At 47.0% G+C, this 23529-nt stretch carries 24 protein-coding genes; 9 read left to right on the top strand and 15 right to left on the bottom strand.

Annotated elements, in window-relative coordinates; genetic code table 11:
- Positions 1 to 43 precede the first annotated feature (43 nt).
- Together J0L70_RS10950 and J0L70_RS10945 are read left to right on the top strand one after the other, a co-directional pair.
- The gene (locus J0L70_RS10950; RefSeq protein ID WP_017286501.1) at positions 44 to 1843 is read left to right on the top strand and encodes a response regulator; all 1800 of its coding nucleotides are present in this window, start codon (positions 44 to 46) and stop codon (positions 1841 to 1843) included.
- A 357-nt stretch (positions 1844 to 2200) separates the two neighbouring features.
- Positions 2201 to 2671, top strand: a complete 471-nt coding sequence (locus tag J0L70_RS10945) for an Hsp20/alpha crystallin family protein (protein ID WP_017286500.1) — start codon at positions 2201 to 2203, stop codon at positions 2669 to 2671.
- Positions 2672 to 3035: 364 nt separating this feature from the next.
- On the opposite strand, the gene ftsH is transcribed toward J0L70_RS10945, so the two are convergent.
- The 4 genes from ftsH to J0L70_RS10925 form a co-directional block, all read right to left on the bottom strand.
- Positions 3036 to 4949: an ATP-dependent zinc metalloprotease FtsH gene (ftsH, locus tag J0L70_RS10940; RefSeq protein WP_287454511.1), complete on the bottom strand. Its 1914-nt coding sequence runs from the start codon at positions 4947 to 4949 to the stop codon at positions 3036 to 3038.
- A gap of 107 nt (positions 4950 to 5056) precedes the next feature.
- On the bottom strand, positions 5057 to 5533 hold the full coding sequence (locus J0L70_RS10935; protein WP_242044203.1) for a ribonuclease toxin HepT-like protein: 477 nt from the start codon (positions 5531 to 5533) through the stop codon (positions 5057 to 5059).
- Complete coding sequence (locus J0L70_RS10930) at positions 5530 to 5907, bottom strand: nucleotidyltransferase family protein (RefSeq protein ID WP_287454510.1); 378 nt, start codon at positions 5905 to 5907, stop codon at positions 5530 to 5532. Before J0L70_RS10930 ends, J0L70_RS10935 begins: the two co-directional genes overlap by 4 nt.
- A gap of 56 nt (positions 5908 to 5963) precedes the next feature.
- Positions 5964 to 6443 carry a nucleoside deaminase gene (locus J0L70_RS10925; RefSeq protein WP_268183533.1) on the bottom strand — a complete coding sequence of 160 codons (480 nt, stop codon included), beginning with the start codon at positions 6441 to 6443 and terminating at the stop codon, positions 5964 to 5966.
- 98 nt (positions 6444 to 6541) lie between these two features.
- Here J0L70_RS10925 and J0L70_RS10920 point away from each other — a divergent pair, with 98 nt between their 5' ends.
- The 3 genes from J0L70_RS10920 to J0L70_RS10910 all read left to right on the top strand — a co-directional run bounded on the left by J0L70_RS10920 (position 6542) and on the right by J0L70_RS10910 (position 8827).
- The gene (locus J0L70_RS10920; protein WP_017286497.1) at positions 6542 to 7012 is read left to right on the top strand and encodes a CBS domain-containing protein; all 471 of its coding nucleotides are present in this window, start codon (positions 6542 to 6544) and stop codon (positions 7010 to 7012) included.
- A 13-nt stretch (positions 7013 to 7025) separates the two neighbouring features.
- Positions 7026 to 7685, top strand: coding sequence for a phycobilisome degradation protein NblB (gene nblB / locus J0L70_RS10915; protein ID WP_190647258.1), 660 nt, complete (start codon positions 7026 to 7028; stop codon positions 7683 to 7685).
- A 353-nt stretch (positions 7686 to 8038) separates the two neighbouring features.
- A complete protein-coding gene (locus tag J0L70_RS10910; RefSeq protein ID WP_287454508.1) occupies positions 8039 to 8827 on the top strand; it encodes a PEP-CTERM sorting domain-containing protein in 789 nt (262 codons plus the stop codon).
- A 67-nt stretch (positions 8828 to 8894) separates the two neighbouring features.
- Here the strand turns inward: J0L70_RS10910 and J0L70_RS10905 are convergent, their stop codons facing one another.
- Together J0L70_RS10905 and J0L70_RS10900 are read right to left on the bottom strand one after the other, a co-directional pair.
- Positions 8895 to 9764: an aldose epimerase family protein gene (locus J0L70_RS10905; RefSeq protein ID WP_017286494.1), complete on the bottom strand. Its 870-nt coding sequence runs from the start codon at positions 9762 to 9764 to the stop codon at positions 8895 to 8897.
- Between the two features lie 21 nt (positions 9765 to 9785).
- On the bottom strand, positions 9786 to 11882 hold the full coding sequence (locus J0L70_RS10900; protein ID WP_287454507.1) for a CapA family protein: 2097 nt from the start codon (positions 11880 to 11882) through the stop codon (positions 9786 to 9788).
- Between the two features lie 270 nt (positions 11883 to 12152).
- Between J0L70_RS10900 and J0L70_RS10895 the strand changes: the two genes are divergently transcribed.
- Positions 12153 to 13385, top strand: a complete 1233-nt coding sequence (locus J0L70_RS10895; RefSeq protein ID WP_287454506.1) for a pentapeptide repeat-containing protein — start codon at positions 12153 to 12155, stop codon at positions 13383 to 13385.
- A gap of 103 nt (positions 13386 to 13488) precedes the next feature.
- Here the strand turns inward: J0L70_RS10895 and J0L70_RS10890 are convergent, their stop codons facing one another.
- The 3 genes from J0L70_RS10890 to J0L70_RS10880 form a co-directional block, all read right to left on the bottom strand.
- On the bottom strand, positions 13489 to 13806 hold the full coding sequence (locus J0L70_RS10890; RefSeq protein ID WP_017286491.1) for a hypothetical protein: 318 nt from the start codon (positions 13804 to 13806) through the stop codon (positions 13489 to 13491).
- A gap of 109 nt (positions 13807 to 13915) precedes the next feature.
- Positions 13916 to 14377, bottom strand: coding sequence for a cupin domain-containing protein (locus J0L70_RS10885; protein WP_287454505.1), 462 nt, complete (start codon positions 14375 to 14377; stop codon positions 13916 to 13918).
- A gap of 167 nt (positions 14378 to 14544) precedes the next feature.
- Positions 14545 to 16434, bottom strand: coding sequence for a serine/threonine-protein kinase (locus J0L70_RS10880; RefSeq protein ID WP_287454504.1), 1890 nt, complete (start codon positions 16432 to 16434; stop codon positions 14545 to 14547).
- Between the two features lie 428 nt (positions 16435 to 16862).
- Between J0L70_RS10880 and J0L70_RS10875 the strand changes: the two genes are divergently transcribed.
- Positions 16863 to 17174 carry a hypothetical protein gene (locus tag J0L70_RS10875; protein WP_017286488.1) on the top strand — a complete coding sequence of 104 codons (312 nt, stop codon included), beginning with the start codon at positions 16863 to 16865 and terminating at the stop codon, positions 17172 to 17174.
- A 168-nt stretch (positions 17175 to 17342) separates the two neighbouring features.
- On the opposite strand, the gene J0L70_RS10870 is transcribed toward J0L70_RS10875, so the two are convergent.
- The 4 genes from J0L70_RS10870 to J0L70_RS10855 form a co-directional block, all read right to left on the bottom strand.
- Positions 17343 to 17789, bottom strand: coding sequence for a hypothetical protein (locus J0L70_RS10870; protein ID WP_268183516.1), 447 nt, complete (start codon positions 17787 to 17789; stop codon positions 17343 to 17345).
- A 165-nt stretch (positions 17790 to 17954) separates the two neighbouring features.
- On the bottom strand, positions 17955 to 19040 hold the full coding sequence (locus J0L70_RS10865) for a glycosyltransferase family 4 protein (protein WP_017286486.1): 1086 nt from the start codon (positions 19038 to 19040) through the stop codon (positions 17955 to 17957).
- Positions 19041 to 19083: 43 nt separating this feature from the next.
- Positions 19084 to 19338, bottom strand: coding sequence for a DUF2949 domain-containing protein (locus J0L70_RS10860; protein WP_017286485.1), 255 nt, complete (start codon positions 19336 to 19338; stop codon positions 19084 to 19086).
- Positions 19331 to 19540 (bottom strand): hypothetical protein, encoded by a 210-nt coding sequence (locus J0L70_RS10855; protein WP_017286484.1) that lies wholly within the window; start codon positions 19538 to 19540, stop codon positions 19331 to 19333. Before J0L70_RS10855 ends, J0L70_RS10860 begins: the two co-directional genes overlap by 8 nt.
- Positions 19541 to 19692: 152 nt before the next feature.
- Here J0L70_RS10855 and J0L70_RS10850 point away from each other — a divergent pair, with 152 nt between their 5' ends.
- Positions 19693 to 20499, top strand: coding sequence for a hypothetical protein (locus tag J0L70_RS10850; RefSeq protein WP_287454502.1), 807 nt, complete (start codon positions 19693 to 19695; stop codon positions 20497 to 20499).
- 58 nt (positions 20500 to 20557) lie between these two features.
- Here the strand turns inward: J0L70_RS10850 and bchM are convergent, their stop codons facing one another.
- Both bchM and nagA read right to left on the bottom strand, forming a co-directional pair.
- Positions 20558 to 21244, bottom strand: a complete 687-nt coding sequence (gene bchM / locus J0L70_RS10845; protein WP_017286482.1) for a magnesium protoporphyrin IX methyltransferase — start codon at positions 21242 to 21244, stop codon at positions 20558 to 20560.
- 568 nt (positions 21245 to 21812) lie between these two features.
- Positions 21813 to 22946, bottom strand: coding sequence for an N-acetylglucosamine-6-phosphate deacetylase (gene nagA / locus J0L70_RS10840; RefSeq protein WP_287454501.1), 1134 nt, complete (start codon positions 22944 to 22946; stop codon positions 21813 to 21815).
- A gap of 40 nt (positions 22947 to 22986) precedes the next feature.
- On the opposite strand from nagA, the gene purE reads away from it, so the two are divergent.
- A complete protein-coding gene (purE, locus tag J0L70_RS10835) occupies positions 22987 to 23505 on the top strand; it encodes a 5-(carboxyamino)imidazole ribonucleotide mutase (protein WP_268183508.1) in 519 nt (172 codons plus the stop codon).
- The last annotated feature ends 24 nt before the right edge of the window (positions 23506 to 23529 follow it).

The following is a 23529-nucleotide window of genomic DNA, read 5'->3' as shown; positions in this document are numbered from 1 at the left end:
GTACGATACGATTAGGTTCCTCATGGTGCTGAGGTAGTTGCCGATGCGGTTTTTGCTGATTGAGCATGATTCAATCCTCGCTTCTCAGTTGAGTGAGTTATTGATTGCACAGCGCTATTCTGTGAATTTGACGGAAGACAGTCAGACAGCGCTGCAATTACTTGAAACCTATGGCTATGATTTGGTGATTTTGGATACGACGCGACTCATGTGGGATGCGGAGTCGGACTTGTCGTGGAATAAAGCGCTTGAGTTTTGCCGAAACCTCCGCCTTCAAGGTCATCAGATGCCGATTATGATTTTGAGCGAAACAGATGTAACCGCCGATCGCATTGCAGCCTTGGAGGCGGGAGCAGATGATTTTGTCACACAGCCGATAGATCTCCATGAGCTACTGGTCAGAGTTCGGACATTGCTCCGTCGCGGTAAAGAAACCGTTGAAGAAGTCTTGACCTGGGAGAATTTGAGGTTCAATTGCAGTACGGGAGAGGTGACTTATCACACTCAGATCCTGCACCTTACCCCGAAGGAATATCGATTACTCGAGCTATTTTTACGCAATCCTAGTAAAGTTTTTAGTCGATCGGCATTACTGGATCGCATTTGGAATCCGGGTGAATTTCCCAGTGAACAAGCGGTCAATACGCAAATTAAAGGATTGCGGCAAAAACTGAAAGCAGTGGGCATTCAATCGGAAGTGATTGAATCCTTGTACGGACTGGGGTATCGGCTCAAGCCTGCTCCGACTCGAGAAACAGAGGTCTTTGATGCGATCGCTCAAATTTGGCAGCAGTTTCAGCCTAAGCTCCAAGAGTATTTTGCGGTGTTTGAACAAGCATTGACCCATCCCTCGTCTGAAGTGCAAAAACAAGCGAGAATGTTCGCACATCAACTCGTGGGTTCTTTAGGGACGTTTGGGTTTGCAGAAGGATCAACGATCGCACGGCAACTTGAACAAGGCTTTCGGTCAGAACCCCTTGATCACAATTTGATCTCTGAACGAATTGAGGCATTGAAAGCGGTACTCAAACATAAACCCGAGAGCCGCAAACTGTCTGAGCAACCAGCTCAGCAGTTTCCGTCTGGGACAAGAGTTTTACTGATTGATGATGATATGACTCTGACCGCACAGATGCAGGTGGTGCTATCGGCGAATGGAATTCAAGTAGAGAGCGCTTCAGATTCTGCAACCGCGAGAATGATGCTGGCGCACAATCCACCTCAACTGATTCTTCTCGATTTGATGTTGCCGGATGAAGATGGATTTAAATTGCTTGAGGATCTCAATGCTGAATTTTCAAGCATTCCAGTGCTGATTATGACCAGCCGGGATCAATTGAGCGATCGTGTTGCGGTTGCGCGCCTCGGTGGACGAGCTTTTTTACAGAAACCCGTTGCCCCAGAGCAATTATTTCAAGCCATGATGCAAGTTCTAGAAGTACAGCAGCATTCCGATTATCAAGTGTTGATTGTCGATGACGACCCGCAAATTTGCTCGATCGTGAGAACGCTGCTCGAACCTTGGGGCGTGCGAGTCACAGCTTTATCTGATCCGCGATCGTTTTGGGCAGTTCTAGAGCATTCAGCGCCTGATCTCTTGATTCTGGACATCGAAATGCCAAATTTCAGCGGGCTAGAACTCGCTCAGGTTGTGCGGAATGATATGCGCTGGAGTGGACTTCCGATTCTATTTCTCTCGGCTCATCGCGATACGGAAACGGTTCGCCAAGTCTTTACGGTCGGAGCAGATGACTATGTAAGTAAGCCGATCGTCGATGCAGAACTGATTGCACGAGTCCTGAATCGACTAGAACGCTCTCCCGTTCGTCGTCGGAAAGTATGAAGTCTTGAGTTGCGTTCAGTCAGAGAGCATTTCTGCTGATCAAGGTGCAGCGGCGCGCTGTCTTTGAGTTGAATATTCTGGCCGGATAGATAGTACCCTTGTGTTCCCTGTCCCCAACCCATCTTAACAATCTGTAACTAGCAAACTGTTGTTCCTCACTATTTCCTCACTATTTCGCCATACAGTATGGGTCTAGAAACAATAGTTTTCTACCCTTACTCAGGAGCCTTTCTATTAACGAATTAGCGACATCTTGCCCTAAAGCCATGAACGCGCATCATAACTTGGCAATAGGAAGGCTCTTTTCTCGACATTATTCCAGCACACCCGTATCGTTTGACGCAGAAGGCTCTCACTATGACTTTTACCCATTCGCAGCCCCGCTTCAATGCGCCAGAGTTCTTAAATCCAGAACAAGCGTCATTCGATGCTCGGCTTGAGGAACAGAGACAAGACCGTACTAATTCTTTGCTGTGGACGTGCGATCTCGGGTTTTCGACTCCTCCAGAGATTGAAGTTCGAGAAACTCAGCACGAAATTTTTCTCACAATCAAGATTCCAAACTTGCGCTCTGAAAGTCTCAATATTCAATTGAGCCAGGAAACGATTTTGATCCAAGGCGAACAAGAAATTGATTTGCTCGATACAAGTCTGGATTGGAATGCCTATCCTTTTACGTTCCGCAGCCTAATTCCATTACCTTCTGCAATTCAGGTTCATTCTGCAGTCGCAGATTTGAATCACGATACGATTTCTTTTATCCTCCACAAAGCTTGGAAGATGCGGTATCAGTTTAAGATTGAACCGATCGATCGCAGTTACGATTGATTCCAAACGCTCGGTCATCATTTAAAACTCTAGTTCTGAGTCAGCTAGAGTTTTTTAGTATCAAAAAAAGGCAATAAAAAACCCAGTAGCGCGACACCACTGGGCTGGTAGCTGTGAAAGTTGATACTCTCTAATGAAATGACTTATGTGCTAATAATCGCAGCCCTGCCCTAAATTCTCATCTGTAGATTCACTAGAATGTATTGCCCTTAACACGAAATCCCCCCAAAGATAGAAGCGAGATCTCAGTAGTTATACGGTATATTTTCGTCGTCAATTTGCAGATGATTAAAGGCTTTGCGATAAATTGCTGAGAATTGAGGTCTCCGAGTTCTGTGAGAATTCGGAGACCTTCTGGAGTTGGCTAAACGGTTTGTAGCATCGTTGAGTCAAACTTGCCTGTTTGTAGCCAGTGTTCAAGTCCGGCAGGAATTTGAACGCGGCTTAGCTCTTGTCGCAGCGCGTCTCCTTCTAGAACCTCTTGATTCAGCAAAGTCTGAGAAAGTTCTTCAAGGAGTGCTTGGTTTTCTCGCAGAATTGCCAGCGCCATGTGGTGAGCATTATCGACGATCGCTTTAACTTCTTGATCAATTTCTTCGGTCACTTTGGCACTGATTTGACGGCGAGAAGGCCCGTAGCCTTCCATAAATTGCTGCTGCATTTTTTCAAATGCAACAGGGCCTAGCTGCTCGCTCATGCCATAAATTGTGATCGATCGTTCTGCTAAATCAGTTGCTTTTTGGATATCGTCACTGGCTCCAGTCGAGACTTTGTTGAAGATAATTTCTTCAGCAGATCGCCCGCCTAGTAAGGTTGCAATCCGACCTCGAATTTCGTCTTCTGCCATTAAGAATCGATCTTCTTCAGGCAGTTGTAAGGTATAGCCCAAAGCACCGACTCCGCGAGGAACGATCGAGATTTTCTCAACTTTACCTGCACCCGGCATCAATGCCCCGATTAAAGCATGTCCGACTTCATGGTGAGCGACAATCTTCTTCTCGGTTTCGTTAAGCACTCTAGAGCGCTTTTCTAATCCGGCAATGACTCGTTCGATCGCTTCATTAAAGTCTGCCATTACAACTGCATCCCGATTGTTTCGAGCGGCAAGTAAAGCAGCTTCATTCACTAAGTTTGCTAAATCTGCCCCAGCAAAACCAGGCGTCCGAACTGCAATTTTTGCGAGATCAACATCGTCTGAAAGCTTCACTGCACGAGCATGAACGTTGAGAATCGCTTCACGTCCGATTTTGTCAGGGCGATCGACAACGACTTGACGATCGAAGCGACCCGGACGACGTAAGGCTGGATCTAAAACTTCTGGACGGTTCGTTGCTGCTAGCAGAATCACACCTGTGTTGGCATCAAATCCATCCATCTCCGTCAGCAATTGGTTCAACGTCTGTTCACGCTCATCATTGCCGCCCATGATGTTGCCAGCACTGCGAGATTTACCCAATGCGTCTAGCTCATCAATGAACACAATACAAGGCGCTTGCTGTTTCGCTTGTTCAAATAAGTCTCGAACTCGCGATGCCCCGACCCCAACAAACAATTCAATGAATTCAGACCCCGAAATCGAGAAGAATGGTACGCCCGCTTCGCCAGCGATCGCCTTTGCCAACATTGTTTTCCCGGTTCCAGGAGGTCCAACCAGCAGCACACCTTTGGGAATCTTCGCCCCCAGTCGTGCATACTTATCTGCATTTTTCAGAAAGTCCACAATTTCTTGCAGTTCCGCTTTTGCTTCATCTACGCCTGCGACATCGCTGAACTTAACACCTGTCGTTCCTTCGGAGTAGATGCGTGCTTTACTTTTACCAACTGTTAAAGCTGCAGCTCCTCCCCCTTGGCGATTGACCAAGAAGCTATAAATTCCAAAGAAAATCAGGGGCGGAAGTACCCAACTTAACAAGGTTCCAATCCAGCCATAAGCGCTAGGAGTAGGTGCGCTGAATTCAACATTGTTCTCCCGTAAAATTTTTGGTAAATCTAAGTCGATCGCGACTGGAGTAGTTTCAAATACGCGCGGACGAGTGCCTTCTGGTAAGGGTTCGTTCGATTTCAGCGTAAATTCAATTTTGTCATTGCCGACGATCGCTCGTTCGACATTTCCTGATTTCACTTGTGAAACGAAATCACTATAAGCAATCTGCTGCGTCTGCGATCCAAAGCTGGGAGCGACAAAATTCAGCAATATGAGTAAGGTAAATACAATCAGCAACCCGCCTCCGAACTGCCGAGGGCGCTGAGTGCGCTTGTTGTTTGTGTCTACTGGCATTGCGGATTTATCTCGAAACGTTTTCTTTATTGTAGAAAGTTTCGCTCGATCGCCTGTCTGCAATTCTCAGTCAAAAGGTAAGGATTTCCGTACCGTGTAAGGAATATTTAGCGACTTTGATTTCTCAAAAAAGCTGCAAATGCAATCAATTCAGCACGCACTTGAGAAAATAGATCTGGAACAGCCTCAATTAAGGGTTGAATTTGCTCTGGATCAAATTGCTGAGCATACAAATGACGGACAACATGCCGAAACCTGCGATATTCATCTAGCAGCGCCGAATTTGCTTCAGAAATGACTGCGGGACGAACGTCCTCAATTTCAATCGTCATTTGTTTTAACAAGGTTCGATGCCAATTCTGTCCTTGTGGGCGAGAACGATCGATGATTGCAGCAATTAGCTCAAACAAACGCTCTATGCCGTTGTAGAAACCATGCAGATTGAGGGCTGCACCATCAACGTAGAGGTCATCACCGGACTGCTGAAACCTTTGCCAACTCTGTTGTGCTCGAGCAACAACGGGTTCAATTTCGCACAATTCTGTATCGATCCGAGCTGCAAGGTCTAATAAAATCTCGCTCAAACAATGACTCCTGTTTGCTCGATCGCTTGCTTAACTGAAGGACGACAGGTTCGATTCGTTGGATCAACTAAATCGATTTTGAAGCCTGAACTGGTTTCGTTGAGAGCTTCGATCGCTTGATAAAGTTGATTGGGTGTAAGTCCCCAAACTGCTAAATCAATATCTGACCAAGGAGTATAGCGTTTCTTATTCGTCAGTGAGCCAAAAACAGCAACCTGCTCAGCTGCAAACTGTTGCTTGAGAATCGCCGCCAATTTAGGAACCAGTTCCCAAGCATTTTGCCAATGTTCATCTGCTGATTGTGTATCCAGGCGCTTGGCAGGGTTATAGCGGCGTAATTCTTCTGGAGATAGCTCTAAAGCTGTTTTCGCCATATCTCTACTCATCCTTTGAATTTATTGTGACATATTGAAGAAGATTGGCATTTTAGTCATGACCAGAAGCCTTGATGCAGTTTGATAATTTCAGCTTCGACTTCAGCGATCGGACCCCAAACCTGAATCTGCTTCTGTCCATGCTCAAAGACATATCGACATGGAATCTCTAAAGTCGGATTCTGGTTATGATTTCCGGTTAGCTCTAACAATCGCCGTTCTGAAATTCCATAGACCAAACGCCCGATATTTGCCCAATACTGTGTTCCAGCACACATCACACAAGGTTCAGCGGTCGAGTAAAGTGTACAGTTCCAGAGATAATCCGGCTCGTACTGGGTATAAGCAATCCGAATTAAAGTCGTTTCAGCATGATTGACGGTATCAAGGTTGCCTTGTTCTAGCAGCACGGTCTCTTGATCCGGTGCAACGAGAATGGCTCCGAAAGGGTGATGACCTTGCTCGATCGCGTGCTGAGCAATCCGATTTGCATGACGTAAATGCTTGAGGATTTGCGCTTGGGTTGGAGTTTGCATTCGTTCAATTTCTGCTCGTTGTTACATCCTATGAATGAAGCACAATCTCACCAGAAAAGTCTTGAATAATTGAAATATCCCTCCTAAACATAGCAATTATGGCGAAAACTGTTGCAGAGGCGATGAGCCGCGCTCCGATTACGGTTCACCCTGAAACCTCAATTACTGAAGTGATTAAAATTCTGGCAGACAAACGGATCAGCGGTTTGCCTGTTCTAGATGACGATCAGCATCTCATCGGCATTATTTCCGAAACGGACTTGATGTGGCGTGAAACGGATGTCACACCACCCGCTTACATTATGCTGCTCGACAGTGTGATCTATTTAGAAAATCCTGGTCGGTATGAAAAAGAGTTACACAAAGCGCTAGGACAAACTGTGGGTGAAGTGATGAGTGCCGTTCCGGTTACCACCACCACTCCGGAAACTCCACTCTCAAAAGCTGCCAAATTGATGCACGATCGTAAAGTGCATCGGCTGCCTGTGATCGATCAATCCGGTCACTTGGTCGGAATCCTCACGCGTGGCGATATCATTCGCACCATGGCAGCCGAACAAACCGAATAATCCTTGTTAATTCATGACTATTACACCAGATTCAGTCCGAGATCTTTTACAATCCCAAGATTTTGGCGATCGCTTACGGGGCATCAATCAATTGCGCCAACTCGATCCGGCGATCGCATTTGAGCTAATTCAAATCCCAGTGGTCGATAGCAATGTGCGAGTGCGATATGCTGCTGTCAGTCAGGTTGCATCCTTGGGAAGTCAAGATCTCAGCACCGCTCTGCAACTGCTCCAAGTCGCCCTTGCAGATTCGGAACCCGATGTTCAGGCTGCCGCCGCAGACTCGATCTGTGCCCTTCAACTGACTGAAGCTTATCCAGATCTTGAAACGCTCTATCGTCACAGTCCAGAATGGCTGGTGCAATTTAGCATCATTGCAGGACTAGGCGAACTGGGTGACCCGCGATCGTTCGATTTGCTCGTTGAAGCGTTGAATTCAGAGAATGTCGTCATCCAACCCGTAGCGATCGGATCACTCGGAGAACTCGGTGATCCTCGTGCCGTAGAATTACTCATCCCCTATGCCACTAACCCTGACTGGCAAGTCCGCCAGCGAGTGGTGCAGGCGTTGGCAAGATTGAATACGCCAGAGGCACGATCAACGATCGAAACGCTGACGCACGATGAGTCAGAATCAGTCGCGAGTCAAGCAAAACAGGCACTTACAGCCTAGTCTTTTTTCTCTCTAACCATGAGAGACCTGAAAATCACCCGTATCTTCTCTATAGAATACGGGTGATTTTCATAATAAATGTGTCAATAATTACATCGTATTTTCAGTAGCACGGAGTTTCTCATGTTGACAAAATCCTTATATGAACTCGATATATCTCCTTCTTACTTGAAGCTTAAATGAATTCGTACGTACGCATAGGACAATTACGGACGCTCCGTAATAACTTGGATATATCGAAGACGAGCATGAGCCTCTGAACGTAGCAACACTGAATTGTCAAAGCGCACCCCCCGCCTTGAGTCTCGAACCTTCTCTGCAAACCCATTTCTCTGATTTCGTATCGATCTGTTATGAATAAGCAAGTTTCTCTCTCTCTTTTCGCTGGCGTTTTGGCAACGGGTGCGATCGTGGCTTTCCAGCCTTCTGCAAATGCTGCTTCTTTTAGTTTTAGTGCCTCTGATGCAGTCAACGCAGGATGCGTCGGGCAAACGAACTGCAATGTGAATGGCTTCTTCTCTATCGGTGCGAGTACAACTAGAAACGCGTTTGATCCCGTTCTGACACAAAAAACAGTTGGTGGCGTGCTGGGTATCGGTATCGATAGCAGCAAAGACGCAAATGGGAACCCGGCTGGTGAAACTGTGAACAATCAATCGCTCGGTGAAATTGATATCGACGAAACCTTAAGTGTTGGTTTCAAAAGTGCTGGAGTTTTGAAGGCTTTAGATCTCAGTTTCCTGTACAGACCAGGCGTGTATAACGACGGAGTTTTTGAAGTTGCGCTTGTTCAAGCCGATGGTGGCATTGGGTCAGGAACGCTGCGTGTAACGAGTGCTAACTCTGCTGTTTGGAGTCTAGGCGGGACGGTAACTAATCTGTCGCTCTCCTCAAAAGACGCGGGTGGGTCTTATCGCATCACCAATCCGTTTGGAGATATCAAGATCACAGGATTCAGCTTGAAAGCGCTAGCTCAAACAGCGCCAACTAGCACCACCACACCTGCTGGAGCGAAGAACTCTGATTTCACGCTCTCGAGAGTTGAAGTAACAAAAGTCCCCGAACCCACAACGGTTATCGGGCTGGGACTGGTTGGACTTCTCGCTGCTTCTCGTCGTCGTAAGGCAGCAAAAGCAAACTAAGACATTTCAGCACTAACTCTATACTCTATGAACGTGCGATCGCTTCTTCACTGAGCGATCGCTTTTATTATGAAAACTCAACTGACAAGCTCACCGTTGTTGTGAGGGTTGAGTTTGGGGCGATCGACAAAAGATGATCGCCTGTATTCAAAGCATTTCGAGGCGCGCTCCAAGGTTCTAAACAGTAGAAATCCTTGCCTTTTAGCGTCCAAAACACCAAAATTGGAAACTCATCTGCAGCGGTCAAAGTAATCCGCGTATGACGACTGAGATCCGTGACATTCGAGACTTGGCGACTGATGTTCAGAAATGCCCAATCAATTTCGTCTTGGGCAAAATCGAAGGTGTTGAAAAAAGGATGAGTAGCTTGAGTTCTTTGATCGAGGGCTTGATCGGCTGGAATTTCAAATCTCAATTGATGTTTTTCTAAGGCGAGAAAATAGGGATGAAACCCAATCGAAAACGGCATCACTTCATCTGAGAGATTCGCAATCTTCTGCGTGATCAAGAGAGTCTGACCTTGCAGGGCATACGTGAACGCCAGACGAAACGCGAATGGGTAATGTTCTAAAGTTTGAGCATTGCTAGAAAGCCCGATCGTAAAACTCAACTCGCCCTCTGTTTTTTGATCAACCACTTCCCAAGGCAGATCTCGCGCAAATCCGTGCTGCTTCAGCGTGTAAGTCTGACCTTTATAGGTGTAAGTATTCTCGGGAAGATTGCCACAAATCGGAAACAAAATTGGGATGCCGCCTCGGACAGATAGCGCTGGATCAGCGAATCGGGCGGTATCCATATAGAGCAATTCACGCCCTTGAACTTGCCAACTCGTAATAATGCCCCCGCGATCGGGAACAATTTCGAGCTTAGAATTGGAAGCTCGATCGAGCAACACATAAGTATCAAATTGTTGGCGACGACGTTCGATAGAAAACACAGGCAAGTGAAGGAATGATGGTTAAAAATTGAAAGCCGTCTGTGAGTCTGAGCGGTCAGCTTCGGCATAACGACGTTTGATCGGCTCTAAGCTATTCGTCGAAGGCGAACGGGTAGCATCGTCTAAATGGGTATGAGGGTCTTGGGTTGCCTGTGGGCTAGGAGAGGTTTGCTGCGGAACCATCGGAGCCGGAGATCCATTGTTTTGATTGATAAATGAATTGTTGTTCCAAGGCTGTTGAGAAGGCGGTGAACCGGGTTGAGACTCGCTGGATGGCGCTTCTTCAGTCGGTGCAGATTGTTCAGAGTTCGGTGATTCAACAGGGCTAGAGTCAGGAGATGGCTCGATCGCAGGAGCAGATTGCTCGGTCGGTACTGGTGCAGTCGGGGCAAATTCAACAGAAGGAGTGGCTTCTTCTGTGGGTGACTCAGCCGCAGGAGGAGCTTCTCCTTCGGGTACAGATTGCTCAGGCTGAGACTCAGGCTTCGATGGCTCAGAGATAGGCGTTTGAGATTCAATCTGGTTTCCGTCTGGTTTCGTGACCGTATTTGTCCTTGCATCAATGACAAGCGGAGTTTTGAGGGCTTGCGGAAACGAGTCTGAAACCGACTCGATCTGATGTAGGATTTCTGCTGCGCGATCGCCATGAGCGATTCTCGGTTGGAACCCATTGACTTCAACAGGCAGCAGTTCCACTTTCATTTGACGATCTTTGAGTGCAACTCGCAGCATGGCACTGTCATAGGTGCTTTCAGGCTTGCCACCGAAGATGAAATTTCCGAGTGAGTAGACGATTGGGCGACCTTGATAGAGTTCTGCACCCTGCAAAATGCTGGAGTGATGTCCGATGACGAGATCCGCACCCTGATCGATCGAGAAATGCGCTAACTCCATCTGGGCATCACTGGGATATTTAGAAATCTCTTCGCCCCAGTGAAAGTTCACAATCACCCAATCGACTTGATCCCGAATCGCTTGAATATCAGCCGAAATCCGATCGTTGTGTTTTCGATTAATTCCGGGCTGATTTGCGGTTGCCGCTTGAGTCTCTGAACCGTAGTAACCGAGATAGGCGACTCGTTGCCCATCGACTTCTAAAATTTCTGGACGACGCGCTTCTTTTTCATCTCGTCCGGCTCCAAAGTGGCGAATTCCAGCTTGTTCGAGCGTTTTCAGGGTGTCATCTAGTCCTGTGCTTCCGTAATCCATGATGCGATTGTTGGCAAGATTCACAACATCAATCCCACCATTTTTGAGCACCTCAACTTGTGCCGGATCGACTTTGAATGGCTCAGCTTGCTTGGAGTCAGTTGCGGTTGTAAAGGGAGCTTCGAGATTGACGATCGACAGGTCTGCGAGCCTTGATTCTTCTAATTCAGCAAACGCCCATTTTGGGTCGTCTTTGACCAACTCAGTGTAATTCTTCGTCAATGCCACATCGCCCCCAAATAGGATCGTTGCCGTTCCATCCATGTCCGCCTGAACCTTGTTCACTTGAACTGACTCGAGAACGGTCTTGATGGTATCCGGGCGAGTGGTGAGAGTCGAATTGGCAGCAGTTGCGGTTTTTTGCTCATTCGGAGCATCCGAATAGCCTAGCCAGCAACCGATGATAAAAGCCGCTGCGGTTGTTCCTGTCAGCAAAAGCGATCGCAAGGCACGGAATTGAACTTTCTGTCGCGTGACTTGCTGAATTCGAGTTTTGATCTCAGCCGGTGCAGCGGATTGGGGAGCACTTTCTGCAAGTTTGGCTGCAAGTTTGGCGCGGCGGGCTGGAGACACGACTCTGACCGTCTTGCGCCAAAGCATCTGCGGCTTGCCGATAAACCGCGTTACAACTTGAATGCCATCGATCACATCAGAATTCAGTTTCCACATGTGATGACAAACGAACCGCATCAAATTTTGTTGAAACTCGGGCGATCGCGCATCGACATCAGGAGAAGGATGGAACTCGATTAAAATTTTGAAACAGCCGGGTTGGGCTGCGGGTTCTGCTTGCGCGAAAAGATTATGAGGTAACAGAAATACATTCAGCCAGTACGCGATCGCCTTGGGATTCCCCGATCGCGCCAGCTCCAAAACGGAAGGCTGAGCCGATTCTGTTGCGTAACTCATAACGTTGAAAACTCCAAATGTATCTTGTCACAGAATACTAATACTGTAATTCTGCGAAGTTGAACGAATTTTATGGCATAAAAGCCGTTTTTTGTCACATCTCAGGAATCTTTTTTCGCAATCAAGCCATAATTTCTAACCTAAGACTGAATCAAACTAACCCACAACTTTATCTGGTAAATAGCAAATAATCCCTAACAAGATACCGATCAGCCTTCTAGGAAGCGAGTAGGATAAAGCTTATTGACTACTTAATTCTGTTTGCTAAGCATGTCTGCTGATCCCAATTTGGCTTCATCCAATTCCCCGAACGGCGAAATTTCAACGATTCCTACCCATGCGGAGATTGCGCGTGAGCGAACCGCTGCTCATCAACGCTCCTTAAACACAGGCTCTCCTCCTCCAAATCCCAACCGATCGATTATTTTGCTCTTGGCACTGGCGATCGTGACCATCGGATTGGTGATCAATCAGTTTTGGCTGATCTTGGCAGGCTCGATCGTGGCGATTTTGCTCTCGGTTCAGATTCTCTTTCCCACCTTGAAGCCGGTCTTGATTGAGCTGGTGACTGAGCAAGATCAGGGCATTTTCTTAGGCACGCTCGGCTTGGTGCTCGGTGTGGTCGGATTAGCTCAGGTATTGGGTCTTGGCAAAAGGCTAGGCGCGTTGTACCAGAAGTTAGATTGGGACGCGATCGGGGCGCTCGGTGAAGTTTTTGGAGCGTTGGGACAGATTCTCATCGCGATTTTGGCGGTTTATATTGCTTGGCGACAGTACGTGATCTCGAAGGATCTGACGATTCAGCAAAATACGATTACCCAACAACAAACAATCGATACCTATTTCCAAGGCATTTCGGATCTGGTGTTAGATGAGGAAGGATTATTAGAAGATTGGCCACAAGAAAGAGCGATCGCAGAAGGGCGAACGGCTGCGATTTTAAGCAGTGTAGACGGTTCAGGAAAAGCCAAGATTATTCGCTTCTTATCCCGTGCCAAGTTATTGTCTCCGCTCAAACGGGATCAGAGATTAGGACGAGCAATTTTAGATGGCTCAGGTGGCTATGCCGAAGATCGATTGCATGGAATTCGAGTGATCGATCTGGGGGTGATGCTGGCAGCGGCGGATCTCTCAGGAACAGACTTACGCTGGACAGATTTGAGTGAGGCGAATCTGATTCGAGCCAATCTCACCAATTGCGATTTAGTCAAAACGAATTTTACGCGAACTGTTTTGTGTGGAGCAAGTTTGCAGGGTGCGGATTTGAGCGGAACTCGTTTCTTTTACGGCAAAGCTGAAACAGCTTCTCCTCGTAGTCGCACAGAGCCACCCAATTTTAAGACAGGTCTATATACCGGTGCGGTAATTGAGAATGCTGATTTTACAGGCGTAGAAGATATGTCTGAGGAGCAGCGCTATTACTGCTGTGCTTGGGGCGGTTCGAGAACACGGGGAACCATTCCAGGAGGATGTGAAGGGATTCCCAATAAATTGGGGAGATGACTAGAGGAAAAGTGGAATCACGAGCTTAAAACGTATCGGAAGATTCGGCTGCGCTCAACTCATAACAAGTGCGGAACGTTGAGCGCAGTCAAAATGAATCAAGTTATTTCTTGTCGCTGACAACTTTCTCAACAGCTGCTTCTGCTTTTTCAATCAGATTGGCTTGATCAGGATTTTCTTTCTTAAAGATTTTCAAATCCTTCTGATATTCCTTATCTAATCCATTCGGATCGCTTGCCGCTTCTGTTGCTTTTTCATAAGCTTCTTCCCGGCTGGAATATTGCTCTCCGTCTGGACTGATGACTTCTTCATGTCCCGGTGGCTGAGTCGAAACCGCAGCAAACGCAGGTGCAAAGAAGCCTACCCAACTCATAAAACCAACTAATACTACTGCGAATACTGTTCCGATTAGACGTTTCATATATAAAGTCCTCAATGAATTTACTCGCAGCTATCCTAAAGAATTTGCGATCGTATTTCCGTCTACCACAGGATAGAAGCACGGGCATAAACTCATCTGAAAAAACTTATCAATCGTGATAAGTCAGTTGTGGCACGGGCGATCGTCGCAGCACTGCCATATCTTCCGCATCTAATTCAACGGGCGTTCCACTGCGAATCAATTCTGCAAAATCCTCGTTTGGAATCATGATGCAGAGGGCATAAAGTCTTTCTGCTCCAATATTTCGGATTTCATGAATCCCGGTTGGCGGTACCAGTAGACTATCGCCTGCCTGAATCCGTACTTCTTTACCATCGCAGATGGCAATGCCTTCACCTTTCAGCACGAAGAACATTTCGATCGCGAGTTGATGTCGATTGGGAGGAGTCTTGCCACCAATATCGAATATCTCAACACATAGCGTCAGCGAAAAATTCGCGATCGTAGGGTCAAAGACGATCGCGAGCCGATTCGTATCGTGAGGACTGATGCGGTAAGCCTGATACTCAGCGGGAGATTTGATGACCGGAATCACACAAGATTCATCCATCGAACGAGCCTCTACACGAAGGTCTTACCGTAATTTATAGGTCGCAATCTGCATATTTTGTTTGTTTATTACAAAATGCGAATCAGGAAACCCTCACTTTTCGCAAGTGCTGCTGTAATTAGATATCCCATGTGACTCGTAGAAAACCTTTCTAATCATCATCGTTGTCAGATCTTTTTGTCAGATCTTTTCAAAGCCCGATTTGTCTTACTCTGCTTGTCTCGCTTTTGAGTACTTCCTTGCTGAAGTTTTTGCTCGACTTGCTGCCGTAAACTTAACGCATCGGCATAATCAGGGCGAATTTGAATTGCTTTGTCGATCGACGAGATCGCATCATCAGTCCGTCCCACTCCCCACAGTGCTGCCCCCCGATTGTTCCAAGCTTCGGCGAGTTCTGGCTTGAGCGAGATCGCCCGATCCAATGCCATAATCGCTGCCTCTAAACGACCCAGCCGCAAGAGGAGTGTACCTTTATTGCTCCAAGCTTCAGCAAAGTCTGGTTTAAGTGTAATGGCTTGCTCATAAAGTGCCAAAGCTGGCTCATATTGTTGCTGCTGCTCTAGGGCATAGCCTTTGCTCCACAGCGCCTCTGGATAATCAGCGCGTGAAGCTAATGCGGCATCACACGCTGCGATCGCAGCTTTACTCTGCTGCAAATAGTTCAAACTATAGCACCGTCCCCAATGTGCTTCAGCAGATTTTGCATCTAGTTCAATGACTTGCTCATAAGTGTCGATCGCACGTTGATATTGTTGAGCAGTTCGATGTTGATTTGCCTCACTCAAGAGTGCCGCGACGGAATCGGCAGACGTTGAAGGAGAGGGAGTAGGAATACTCGTCTGAACAGCAGGAATAGTTTGAGGATGACGAGTTGCATTCCATCCAAACAGAGCGAGGATAACCAGTCCAACCGCAGATAGCGTCATTCGACGATGCGGAATTTTGCTCAAAAGTTCGCGCCCTCTCACAGAGACCTGTTGCTTGAGCGTGTTGCCCTGTGGTAGAGATGTGTTGCTCGAAGATCCTGGCGCTAAAGCAGTAGATTGAGACAAGTTAAGAAAAGGAAGGAAGTTGCGTCTGTGAATCGGTGCGCCAGAGCGGGGAACAGGGTTGACAGCTAGGGTAGCTTGTGTGGCGATCGCAGGAATTTCAGCTGGCTTTGGGGGAATGGGTCGCTGCATTTGAGGTGGCAGCGTGATCTGACTAGAGATCGCCTGAAGTGCTGCTAGAGCTTCTCCAGCAGTCGCATAGCGATCGCGAAAATCAGCACAGACCATTTGCTCTAGCAAGGTCGCGATCGCAAGATTGAGATCGGGCACGCGATCGCGCCACTGAAGCTCTCCCGTATTTGTATCTTGGCTCAATTGATGGACTGAAATCCCAGTGAGTAGCTCAATGGCAACAATTCCAACCGCATAAACATCGCTACTAAACCGAGGAGTCCCTGCGATTTGCTCGTAAGGCATATAGCCCGGTGTGCCGATCGCAATGGTCTGGGTGGGAGCCGCATGAGGATGACTCAATCCCGTTCTGACTTGTTTCACTGCCCCAAAATCGATCAGCACAATTTCTCCATCAGAGCAACGACGCATCAGATTGGAGGGTTTAATATCCCGATGAATGACATTCTGTTGATGCACAAAACTGAGAACATTCAGCAGACTTTGCAGCAGATGGGTCACTTGCGCCTCTGACCAAGGCTGACCGCTAACGAATTCTTCGCTCAAAGAATTCCCATCGATCCACTCCTGAACCAAGTAAAACTCCGTACCATCCTGGAAGTGAGCGAGTAAGCGCGGAATCTGATCGTGATGTCCTAAGCGATAAAGAACTTGAGCTTCTGTATCGAAGAGCCTCGCGGCAATTTGTAAACTTCGGGGATGAGTAGACTGAGGTTTCAGTTGTTTGACGACGCAGTGAGGTTGCCCTGGTAGATGTAGATCTGTGGCGAGAAACGTTTGTCCAAATCCACCAGATCCTAACTCTTGGATCACTTGATAGCGACCCCCCAGCAATTTTTTGGGTGAATTGAACTGAAATCGTTGCAAGAGACTCACGGATTCCCCCCACTCATGTTTTAATGCTGCCTTTACCCTATCTCTAAGGATCACTACAGCGGTCAGGTAAAATTCTTGACTTCATTCACTACTGAAATGGTTTCAGGCAAGATTTTAACAATGAATGGTAATGCTGAGTCAGTATCGTCATGGTGATCCCATCAGCCCACGATCGTCAAGTTGAATCAGCCCCAAGAGAAAAGAAAGGGGTGTTGTTTGCAATCAAAAGTAACAGGCTGCACTCCTAACTACTCCGAAGCAAACAACTCCCGCTCAACTGCTCGAACATCTCTACTGTAGAGAGTTGTCAGCTTAAAATACATTCCCCAGATGGGCACTGTTTCCGATGTGTTTCTTCCCACAGGTTGACGAAGAGTGCGCTCGAATTTCAAAGAATGGAGAGTTATTAGCAAAGTTAGGATAAATTCATGGCAAACCAAGCTCAAACGGCTGATCTCGATGCCACAATCGCACTTTTGAAGAATGACTTAGCAAAAATTGATCCAGAAGCAGCGATCGCCAATATCGAAGCGTGGCAGCAGCAACTCACGGGAACCGAAATTGCAGAAACATTAGGTGAATTAAAGTTAGCGATCGATGGCGGTGTCCGCAGCGGCGAGATCCCAGCAATTCTCTCGGCTCTCGGTCATCAAGTTTCCTCTGCCGTAGGCTCTCAAGAAGGCAGTTCAGCTTCTAAACTTCAAGAACTCGGACAGTTGCTATCTAACATCAGGAAATAAGCTACTGTTCGTGTATTGAATTCCGATTCGCAAGCTTCAAACATGCGATCTGCAATCATTCAGAGCTGATCGCAGGCGGATCTTGATCAATTCGGATTCTATAGTAGCGGGCAATTTTCTACTTACATCACCCAAGACCAGTGATTGGTTTAGGTGATGTAATGTGTCTTAGTACAGGAAGATGGAGCCGTTTTCTTCAACGCGCATCGTGGGGCTGTCTGTTCCAAGATCAGTATTCGTTTCTAAAGTCACCTCGATTGTGCCAGGAGCCTTTTGAGATTGCTTTGGAGTCACTTGCAGTAGCCCAGAATCTTGGCGATCGAGGGTCAAAGTTGTCGGAACTCGCAAACCTTGCAGCATCACAGTTCCCCGACCAGGCAAGGTTCTTACCTGGGTATCGCCAACCGCTTGATACGAAATCGCTGCATTTGTTTTGTTAACTAACATAATGTTCACACGATCACCCTTCAGTTCTACTCTCGCTCTTGGAATAAATTGAGCTTCCGGTGCAGGTGTAACAGTGGGTTTAGGTGGATTCTGAGCAGCAGCAGGGGTCATGACACTACTGACTGTGACTAAGGCAGCTAAAATTCCAAATCCGAATGGTTTCAACATCGTTCAGACTCCGTGAAGTTCCAAATTAAACTGACGATTTGCAATATCCTTATGGTTCATTGCAGTATCTTCATCATACCCAACTGCATTTTTAGAGTTGCTTCCACAAAAATGGGTGATCTTGATCAATCACCCATGCCTAAAGTGCTAATTTTATCGATTCTTCTAATATTTCATCCCAGCTAGAGAGGGCGCACTCTTGCTATGTCCATTCTGAGCAAACTTCTCAGCAAGCAACTGTCGATAGACTGCTTCGTAACCATCGACCATCTGCTTCACACCAAACTTTTCTTCTACATGTCTACGGCAAGCAATGCGATCGATTTCATCAATCCGATGCACAGCCTCAATACATTCATCGACGTTTTGGCAGAGGAATCCAGTCTTTTCATGTGCAATGACTTCAGAAGTCGCCCCGAGTTCTAACGCGATCACGGGTGTCCCTGCAACCATAGACTCCACCATGACTAATCCGAACGGTTCACGCCAAGTAATCGGAAATAATGTTGCAATCGCATTGCCCATTAAATGATTTTTCTGAATATGATTTGCTTCGCCTAGATATTGAATTTGTTCGCCATCAATGTGCGGTTTAATCTCTTGCTCAAAATAATCGACATCGACTCGATCGACCTTTCCCGCTATTTTCAGTGGATATCCAGTCCGTTTCGCAATCTCGATCGCATGATGTGGACCTTTCTCAGGTGAAAGCCGCCCTAAGAAAGCCAGGTACTGTAGTTCATCTGGCTGAGAATAAAACTGATGAGTCGCAGGATCGATCCCGTTGTAAACCGTGGCGACATAATTTAACTCTAATTGTGGCTCCCGTTGAGTATCTGAGATACTTACATAAGGCTGAGACTTAGCAAGACTGAATGCTTTCTGATTATCTAAGCTAAATGTTCCATGTAAAGTATGTACAGTCGGCGTTTTCACTAATTGCGCGCAAGCCAATGCAGCAAATCCAATATGGGAATGAATAATGTCAAATTCGTCTGAGTGCTGATAAACCTGACTTAACTGCATTGCTTCATAAGCTGTATGTTCTTTGACAGATGGATCTAATCGCAATGCACTGGGATGAATCGCTTCAAGATTCGCTTGGGTTCTGGAATCTCCTGTTGCAAACAATGTAACTTCATGACCACGACGAACAAGTTCTTCAGTCAATAAACTCACAACCAGTTCTGCCCCACCATAAGCGGGAGGAGGAACTGTCTCCCACAAAGGAGCAATCTGAGCAATTCGCATTCTTAACCTCCGTTTTGCGTATTAACTCAGACTGTAAGCGGTTTTACTGAATTACTTCATCTAGCCAGAGAGTTACCCTGTCAGACAGATGACTGCTGCTGATGACAGAAGTAGAAGCGGCAAGCCAATCGAAGATTGTTTCTAATTCAGTCAGTGTAATAAAGCCGTACTGCCAAAGTACGATCGGTAAGAGGCTATCGATCTCCTCTGAGTACTGTAGCCCGATTTTTATCGAATCGGATGAGACAGCTAGCTCATCAGTGAGAAATTGAATCAGCGATCGCGTTCTATCAGCCATGGATTTCTTCAATGACCTGAACGCGACCCAATCGGATCGCATAGAGTAGGCGCTCGATTGCTTGCTTTTCTTCGTCAGTTGTTTGCTGATCCAACATTGCCGCTTGAAGCTTTTGACAAGCCAGCGGAGTCATTCTGCCTGTATTGCTGACTTCAGCGAACAAATCGGAAATTGAATCTGTCAGTAAAAGAGAGGATTCCATCGGGAAAACTACAAGAGCGTTGTGATACTAATATCGGCTTTTTGAAGTGGAGCGTGGGTGACAGATCAAGGACTGACCCGTGACTTTTTCCTCTTTAGGAAGTGATATATATCACCGATGCAGTTCTTTTTTCCCCAGAAGGAGTCCCGGTAATGATCACAACTGCGGCTAATTTATATGCGCCGGATGCAGGCTACGTTCAGGCGGCGATGAGTGAGATTGATGCATTTGAGCAATCGCGTGCCACGGGGATTTGGGCGGGTTTGGATAAGGCAACGGTGATTGCAGAGATGCGATCACGCGTCGCTGATCCGTTCCAAATCAATCAAGGTGGGCAGCCGTTTTGTGGACCCGCCAGTGTGTTGTTTGAACTGGTTCGCAAGCAACCGACTCGTTACGTTCAGATTTGCCAGACTCTATTTGAAAGGGGTGGGTTTCAAGGCACAAACCGTTGGATTCAAGCAAGCGCTGCGCTGCGGAGCAATCGAGATCAGAATTTGCGCATGGAGCAAGCAGATTGGATGATTTTATCAACGTTGCGCGAGTCAGAGAATTCTCTATTTCCAGTAGAACCAAATGCGCCTGATCTGATTCGGAATCTAGCCGGTATGACGAAATCTTGGGAGGTTAAAGGCTGGATTGATGAGCTTTTAGGCTATTCCAAGACTGCCTATCATCAGGCATATCTGTTTAGTGATGTCAAAGCGATGCAGGCGGCGATCGCCGCGATTCAGTCGGGTGGTGTGGCGATGCTGCTCGTCACTGCTGAAGGATTTTTACAAGGCGATCCCCCTCCGGTTCCATTTCCGAGCCATTGGGTAACGTTGCTCGGTGGATTTGAGATGAATGGCGATCGGGTTGCTTTCGACATTTACACTTGGTCGAAAAAACTCACCGTGAATACAGATATGAATTCATTCAAAAAATACTTTTGGGCGGGTGTCACGGGGACTCGGTAAAGTGGGGAGATGGGGAGTGGGGTAGCGAAAGCTGCATTTTCCCTATCCCCCTATCTTCCTATTCTTCACGAACAGCTTCCAACATACGAGAGAAGTAAAACTTCGTGCTCGTCATTGCAGTTCGCTTGACTTTCAATCCACAGTCTTCTAACACTTTTACGATGTCTTTCTCACGATGCTGATAAGCGCGAGTCGTCTTACTCGGGCCTGGGAAAAACTCACCGATTCGCTTCAAAATCACTAATAAACAGGTCTTCGGGGCAAAGCTGAGAATTAAACGATTTTCCGCCAAACTTGCTAAGTGTTTGATCATATCGGCGGCTTGCTCGGTCGGATAGTGAATCAGCACATCCAGACAAACGACGGTATGATACTTGCCGCTTAGAGTCTCCAAATCTTGTACGACGAAAGTCGGATTATCTTTCAGTCCAAGCGCGATCGCTCTTTCTTTCCCTTCTTCCACCATTTTTTCTGAGATATCACTCGAAAAAACGGTTGCACCTGCTTGTGCCAGCGGAATACTCAAGCTGCCAACTCCACATCCCGCATCGCAGATCGTCAAATCTGCTAGATTTTCATCTGCTTTGAACCAGTCCAGCAAAGTATCGACTGTTTGCTGATGCCCTGTGCGGATATCGAGTTGTACCTTATTTACTTCACCATCGCCGTAGATACGTTTCCAGCGATCGAAGCCCGTGGCATTGAAATACTCACGCACTTCGGTTTTATCATCCACTCCGTTCATATATCCGCTTGTGATCTCGTTGATTCGCCTCAACTATCGTATTACGACGATCGCCCCTGAACCCAGATCAGAGCGAAATTCCACGAAGAGACTCCCCACTCCCCATCTCCCCACTTCGCAAAATCCATCCACTTGACGACTAGAAAAGATATCGCCTGACTTTGTGGTGCAAGAACTGGTCTTACTTTTGGTCTTATTCGTGGATTGCTAATAATTTGCGTACAAACATGAGGTTCTTATGAAATTTTCATGTAGCCATCACTACGCCTCGGTATTCTCAGGTATTCTACGAGAAGGCAAAACCCCAAATCACTCGGCAGTTGCCCGTAATTTTACAGGTCTGTTGAGGCTGTGAGGGAACTTTTGCTTTGACAAGTCAATCTGAGTATCTTGGGGGCACCTGAACCGTGCCCCGTTTTTTTAGGGGTTTTCGGATTTCTCTGAACAGGGATAAGTCTACGGAGGGCAACGAGTTACGCACCACCTGTCCTATATCGAAGTGTAAGAGAGTTTGAGAAAATTTACGGAATTCAGTGAGACAGAATTGTATCTGTCACATAAATTTTGTTTACGAAGCAATATTTGTGGTGAGACGCTGCATTTGGATTTCTTGACCAACTTGGCTCCAGCGTAAAAGACGCGCAGGCTGATATAGATAGGTTGGAAGATGTATTGCAGTGCGGGGAGCAGTCGTCGATAGCGCGATCGCAGTTCCCAGATCACAAAGGTTCCAATTCACCAGATTTTGCACACCTGAAAAGAGCGATCGCGTTGTTCCGGCTAAAGTGCCGTCGAATAATCTTGCGGTGCCATTTGTCACCTCGATTTGTCGAGTGTCCCAAGGATAGCGTCCGTCCGGGAGTCCAAGCGGTGAAAGGGCATCACTGACAAGAAAAATTCCGCGATCGTATTCGCTCGCTTTGAGCAAAATCTCCATCATGATCGGTGAGACATGCTGCCCATCTGCAATTAAGCCACAATAAACGTGAGGATTTGTAATGGCGGCTCCTAGTAGTCCAGGTTCGCGATGGTGCAAACTGGGCATCGCGTTGAAAGCATGTGTGACCATTGAAGCGCCTTGATCAAAGGCTTGTTGGGCTTGGGTTGCGGTTGATTGAGAGTGTCCGAGACTAACGGTAATGCCGAGAGATTTGAGATATTCGATCGTGGCTCCACTGGGATCGAGTTCTGGAGCTAACGTTATGACTTTGACGATCGAGGCATAATCGCCTAGAACCTGTTTAATCGTTTCAATTGTGCAGGGCAGAAGAAATTCTTCAGGATGTGCGCCTCGTTTTTGCGGATTGAGAAACGGACCTTCGAGATGAACGCCTAGAATTTCAGGATGATTGGCTTCAGCGATGATTTGGAGCGATCGCTGAATGTTCTCGATCGAGGTTGTAACAATTGTGGGCAAGAATCCATCGATACCTTGATGCCAAAGAAAGTCACAAATTTTGTCTAACTGGTGGGCGTTATCTGAGTTGAGATCGGGAAAGGCTAAGCCTAATGCCCCGTTAATTTGTAAATCAATGCCGCCTAACGAGATCCAATCTCCTTCAGCATCGATCACCAGGGTCGAAGTTTCGATGGCTTCAGTTGGAAACTGGATCGAGGGTGCAATCTCAACGATTTTGTCATTCTCGATCAAGATTTGCTGCAAACCGGAGAAACCAGGAACTTGAGCATTGATAATCAGCATGTTTTAGTGTTTGATCTGGATTCGTTTTGGATTTTCGCACATGAGTCAGCCGCTAATTGGGATCATTATGGGAAGCGATTCGGATTTGCCGACGATGCAGGCAGCGATCGCAGTTTGTGAGGAGTTTGGTGTGCCGTGTGAAGTGGAAATTGTCTCGGCACATCGCACTCCAGAGCGAATGGTGCAGTATGCAAAAGAGGCGCATACTCGTGGATTGAAAGTGATTATTGCCGGGGCTGGAGGTGCAGCGCATTTGCCGGGAATGGTGGCATCAATGACGGTGTTGCCTGTGATTGGGGTTCCGGTACAGACGAAGACGCTTCAGGGGGTCGATTCGCTGTATTCGATCGTGCAAATGCCTGCAGGAATTCCAGTGGCGACTGTGGCGATCGGGAATGCCAAAAATGCAGGACTCTTGGCTGTTCAGATTTTGGGCAGTCATGATGCTGAGTTGTTTGCCAAACTGCAAGCGTATCGCCAGAGTTTGACGGAAATGGTGCAGCAAAAGCAGGCAGAGTTAGGGCGGGTTGGATATCAGCAGTATCTTCAACAGATGTAACGTTTCTATAACCGATCGTAATTT

This window comes from Leptolyngbya sp. UWPOB_LEPTO1, from assembly GCF_017302695.1.
Lineage (GTDB): Bacteria > Cyanobacteriota > Cyanobacteriia > Leptolyngbyales > Leptolyngbyaceae > Leptolyngbya > Leptolyngbya boryana.
Note: the sequence above shows the minus strand (reverse complement) of the source record. Positions and strands in the feature narration are given on the sequence as shown.

What these genes read in the sequence shown, in the direction of transcription:
- J0L70_RS10950 (WP_017286501.1), top strand. Translation starts at nt 44, where the DNA reads ATGCGGTTTTTGCTGATTGAGCATGATTCAATCCTCGCTTCTCAGTTG.
- J0L70_RS10945 (WP_017286500.1), top strand. Translation starts at nt 2,201, where the DNA reads ATGACTTTTACCCATTCGCAGCCCCGCTTCAATGCGCCAGAGTTCTTA.
- ftsH (WP_287454511.1), bottom strand. Translation starts at nt 4,949, where the DNA reads ATGCCAGTAGACACAAACAACAAGCGCACTCAGCGCCCTCGGCAGTTC.
- J0L70_RS10930 (WP_287454510.1), bottom strand. Translation starts at nt 5,907, where the DNA reads ATGGCGAAAACAGCTTTAGAGCTATCTCCAGAAGAATTACGCCGCTAT.
- J0L70_RS10925 (WP_268183533.1), bottom strand. Translation starts at nt 6,443, where the DNA reads ATGCAAACTCCAACCCAAGCGCAAATCCTCAAGCATTTACGTCATGCA.
- J0L70_RS10920 (WP_017286497.1), top strand. Translation starts at nt 6,542, where the DNA reads ATGGCGAAAACTGTTGCAGAGGCGATGAGCCGCGCTCCGATTACGGTT.
- nblB (WP_190647258.1), top strand. Translation starts at nt 7,026, where the DNA reads ATGACTATTACACCAGATTCAGTCCGAGATCTTTTACAATCCCAAGAT.
- J0L70_RS10910 (WP_287454508.1), top strand. Translation starts at nt 8,039, where the DNA reads ATGAATAAGCAAGTTTCTCTCTCTCTTTTCGCTGGCGTTTTGGCAACG.
- J0L70_RS10900 (WP_287454507.1), bottom strand. Translation starts at nt 11,882, where the DNA reads ATGAGTTACGCAACAGAATCGGCTCAGCCTTCCGTTTTGGAGCTGGCG.
- J0L70_RS10895 (WP_287454506.1), top strand. Translation starts at nt 12,153, where the DNA reads ATGTCTGCTGATCCCAATTTGGCTTCATCCAATTCCCCGAACGGCGAA.
- J0L70_RS10890 (WP_017286491.1), bottom strand. Translation starts at nt 13,806, where the DNA reads ATGAAACGTCTAATCGGAACAGTATTCGCAGTAGTATTAGTTGGTTTT.
- J0L70_RS10885 (WP_287454505.1), bottom strand. Translation starts at nt 14,377, where the DNA reads ATGGATGAATCTTGTGTGATTCCGGTCATCAAATCTCCCGCTGAGTAT.
- J0L70_RS10875 (WP_017286488.1), top strand. Translation starts at nt 16,863, where the DNA reads ATGGCAAACCAAGCTCAAACGGCTGATCTCGATGCCACAATCGCACTT.
- J0L70_RS10870 (WP_268183516.1), bottom strand. Translation starts at nt 17,789, where the DNA reads ATGTTGAAACCATTCGGATTTGGAATTTTAGCTGCCTTAGTCACAGTC.
- J0L70_RS10865 (WP_017286486.1), bottom strand. Translation starts at nt 19,040, where the DNA reads ATGCGAATTGCTCAGATTGCTCCTTTGTGGGAGACAGTTCCTCCTCCC.
- J0L70_RS10860 (WP_017286485.1), bottom strand. Translation starts at nt 19,338, where the DNA reads ATGGCTGATAGAACGCGATCGCTGATTCAATTTCTCACTGATGAGCTA.
- J0L70_RS10855 (WP_017286484.1), bottom strand. Translation starts at nt 19,540, where the DNA reads ATGGAATCCTCTCTTTTACTGACAGATTCAATTTCCGATTTGTTCGCT.
- J0L70_RS10850 (WP_287454502.1), top strand. Translation starts at nt 19,693, where the DNA reads ATGATCACAACTGCGGCTAATTTATATGCGCCGGATGCAGGCTACGTT.
- bchM (WP_017286482.1), bottom strand. Translation starts at nt 21,244, where the DNA reads ATGAACGGAGTGGATGATAAAACCGAAGTGCGTGAGTATTTCAATGCC.
- nagA (WP_287454501.1), bottom strand. Translation starts at nt 22,946, where the DNA reads ATGCTGATTATCAATGCTCAAGTTCCTGGTTTCTCCGGTTTGCAGCAA.
- purE (WP_268183508.1), top strand. Translation starts at nt 22,987, where the DNA reads ATGAGTCAGCCGCTAATTGGGATCATTATGGGAAGCGATTCGGATTTG.